This is a genomic window from Haloactinopolyspora sp. (assembly GCF_027324685.1).
Taxonomy (GTDB): domain Bacteria; phylum Actinomycetota; class Actinomycetes; order Jiangellales; family Jiangellaceae; genus Haloactinopolyspora.
In genome coordinates this window covers 1-3,037 of record NZ_DAHVSH010000201.1, presented here as the reverse complement: position 1 = coordinate 3,037, position 3,037 = coordinate 1, and the positions used below count along the sequence as shown (strand labels likewise).

The following is a 3,037-nucleotide window of genomic DNA, read 5'->3' as shown; positions in this document are numbered from 1 at the left end:
GAGATCAAACCGACCGCTGAATGGACATGAGGGCTGTATCGCCTTTATCGTCAGGGACCAAGGTCATGAGTGTCAGCGTCAAGCCCCGGCTTGCTGACCGGCAACCCTCCACCGCGGTGGGGTGCCCCGGGTGAAGACCTGGCCGGGCATGAGCCGTGTCCGGCAAGCGCGGGCCCGTCGCACCGGGCCCCCAAGGCCCCGGAGGCGACGATGACGCTGACCGCACGACGTACCGCACCCGTTCAGCCGACCACCCACTGTGCCCGTTCAGGCCGCGCTGAGCGGGTGCACGCTGCGCCGGTCCCGGCTGGGCCGCTGCTGCCCATCGTCGGCGCCGGCTCGCCGGTTCCGCTGGTCACCGGCGCTGAACGTCCCTACGCCAACCTCGACTACGCCGCCAGTGCGCCGCCGCTGCAGGCGGTCGCCGACCACGTCGACGAGCTCCTGCCGTACTACGCCAGCGTTCACCGTGGCGCGGGTTACGCCTCCCAGGTGTGCACCCGCGTGTACGAGGGCGCGCGGGCGGCGGTCGCCGAGTTCGTCGACGCCCGCTCCGACGACGTCGTGGTGTTCACCCGCAACACCACCGATTCGCTGAACCTGATGGCCGGTTGCGTCCCAGCCGGCGGCGAGGTCGTCGTCCTCGACATCGAGCACCACGCGAACCTGCTGCCGTGGCGCCACCGCCGGGTGGTCGAGGCGGCCGCGACGCTGGAACGGACTCTGGCGCGAGTCGAGGCCGAGCTGGCTCGCCGCCCGGCGGCGTTGTTGGCCGTCACCGGCACGTCGAACGTCACCGGCGAGCAACTGCCGCTCGGCTTGCTCTCTCGCATCGCCCACCGGCACGGCGCCCGGATCGCCGTCGACGCCGCGCAACTCGTACCGCACCGGCGGATCGACCTGGTGGCCTCGCAAGTCGACTACCTCGCCTTCTCCGGGCACAAGCTGTACGCGCCCTGGGGTGCCGGGGCCTTGGTCGGCCGGCGGGACTGGCTCGACGAGGCGCCGCCCTACCTCGCCGGTGGCGGCGCCGTCCGCGAGGTGGGGCTGGACGAGGTGCGCTGGACCTCGGCCCCGGCGCGACACGAGGGCGGCTCCCCGAACGTCGTGGGTGTCGCGGCGCTGGCCCGAGCGTGTCAGGTCATCGGCGCACTGCCCGAGGGCAGCCTCGAAGCGCACGAGTCCGCGCTGCGGCGCCGCTTGCTGGCCGGGCTCGGGGACGTGCCAGGTGTGCAGGTCCACCGGATCTGGCCGGACAGCTCATCGGCGGTCGGGGTGGTCGCGTTCTCGGTGCGCGGCTACGCCCCCGGGCACGTGGCCGCGTACCTGTCGGCCGAGCACGCGGTCGGTGTCCGCGACGGGAAGTTCTGCGCACACCCGCTCGCCGCCCGGCTCGGGTTCCCCGACGGTGCGCTGCGCGCGAGTTTCGGGCTCGCCACCACCGCCGACGACGTCGATCGGCTCGTCACCGGGATCGACACGCTGGTCCGCAACGGAACCAACTGGAGCTACGACGTCGTGGACGGGCGCTACGAGCCGGTCCCCGATCCGCGGCCGTGGCCGGAGTGGGTGCCCAGCGACGTCGGTCCGGTCACCCGGGGTTGCCAGCCCGGTACCTAGTGCGCTGCGATGGTGGCATGACCTGGCGCCACGCTGCGGGAGTGATCCTCGTGTCGGTCCTGTGGGCGGTGCCGGCGTGCAGCGGCCCGGCGGACTCGGCGAACGGCGAGACCGAACGCCCGGTCACCCCGGCCGAATCGCCGTCGCCGACGACGGAGCCGACCACGGAACCGACGGTGCAGCCGACACGTGAGCCCACGCCCACGCCCACACCGACGCCCGCGGAGTTCACTCCCGCGGCGGCGATGGCGGTGGTGGAACACCTCGCCGGCACCATCGGACCCCGTGAGGCCGCCTCACCAGCGTTCGCCGAAGCGGCCGCCTACGTCTCCGAGCGGTTCACCCGCTTCGGCTACGACGTCACGCAGGTCGATGTGCCCGTCCCCGCTGGGGACTCCTGGGGAGTCGCCGTCGACAGCGGCGCGTCGGCGAACGTCATCGCCGATCCGGCCGGGTTCGATCCCACCCGTCCGCATGTGGTCATCGGCGCGCACCTGGACACGGTGGCCGCAGCGCCAGGCGCGGAGGACAACGCGTCCGGGGTGGCTGTCCTGCTCGAGCTCGCGCGGATGGCGGCCGTCGAACCGCCGCCGGTCCCCGTCCGGTTCATCGCCTTCGGCGCCGAGGAACCCCGGGGCGAGGGGGACGACCTGCACCACTTCGGCTCCCAGCAGTACGTGCGCGAGTTGCCCGAGGCTCGACGCCAGGCGATCCGAGCCATGGTGGCGCTGGACCGGGTCGGTGTCGCGGCCGATCACGTCCCGGTCTGCACCGGAGGGCTCGGAACGACCGCGGTCCGCAGTGCACTGGTCGACGCGGCGGCGGCAGTCGACATCCCGGTGCAGGAATGCGAGAACCGCGCCAGCGACCACTGGTCGTTCGAGAAGGCCTCGATCCCGGCGGCAAGGCTGGGCAGCATCCCGTTCGCCGGCTACCACTCACCCGACGACGTCCCGTCGGTCGTCGATCCCGGGCAGCTGAACCGGGTCGGCAACATCACCTGGGCATGGCTGCAACGACAATGAGCGCGAAACCTTGACTTCGAGTGCACTCGAAGCTCTACCGTCGACGTCGTGACGAACGAGTTGGACACGCGCCCGGCGCCCGCGCCGCCACCTGCGGCACCGACCGCACCGGCAGGGCCCACCGAGTCCATCGCCGACGTGGCCGAGCGCACCGGTGTCACGGCGCACACGCTGCGGTACTACGAGCGCATCGGGCTGCTGAACGTCGCACGTGACCATGCCGGGCACCGGCGTTACACGCCCGATGACGTCGACCGCGTCGTGTTCATCGCGCGGCTGCGCCAGACGGACATGCCGATCCGCGACATTCAGCGCTACTTCGACCTGGTCGCGCAGGGACCGTCCACCGAGCCCGAGCGGCTGGCACTCATGAGGGCCCAGCGCGACGCCGT

General features: G+C 72.2%; 3 protein-coding genes and 1 riboswitch. All 3 genes read left to right on the top strand.

Features of this window, described 5'->3' with window-relative positions:
* Window positions 1-61 precede the first annotated feature (61 nt).
* A riboswitch (SAM riboswitch) is annotated at window positions 62-175 on the top strand.
* A 35-nt stretch (window positions 176-210) separates the two neighbouring features.
* Window positions 211-1,620 carry an aminotransferase class V-fold PLP-dependent enzyme gene (locus M6444_RS21535; protein ID WP_298332211.1) on the top strand — a complete coding sequence of 470 codons (1,410 nt, stop codon included), beginning with the start codon at window positions 211-213 and terminating at the stop codon, window positions 1,618-1,620.
* Window positions 1,621-1,637: 17 nt separating this feature from the next.
* Window positions 1,638-2,645 carry a M28 family peptidase gene (locus M6444_RS21530; protein WP_298332208.1) on the top strand — a complete coding sequence of 336 codons (1,008 nt, stop codon included), beginning with the start codon at window positions 1,638-1,640 and terminating at the stop codon, window positions 2,643-2,645.
* 48 nt (window positions 2,646-2,693) lie between these two features.
* Window positions 2,694-3,037: MerR family transcriptional regulator (locus M6444_RS21525; RefSeq protein ID WP_298332205.1), on the top strand; the 344-nt coding region annotated here is incomplete at its 3' end.

Excerpts from the sequence above, each read along its gene's own strand:
- M6444_RS21535 (WP_298332211.1), top strand. The coding sequence starts at position 211 with ATGACGCTGACCGCACGACGTACCGCACCCGTTCAGCCGACCACCCAC.
- M6444_RS21530 (WP_298332208.1), top strand. The coding sequence starts at position 1,638 with ATGACCTGGCGCCACGCTGCGGGAGTGATCCTCGTGTCGGTCCTGTGG.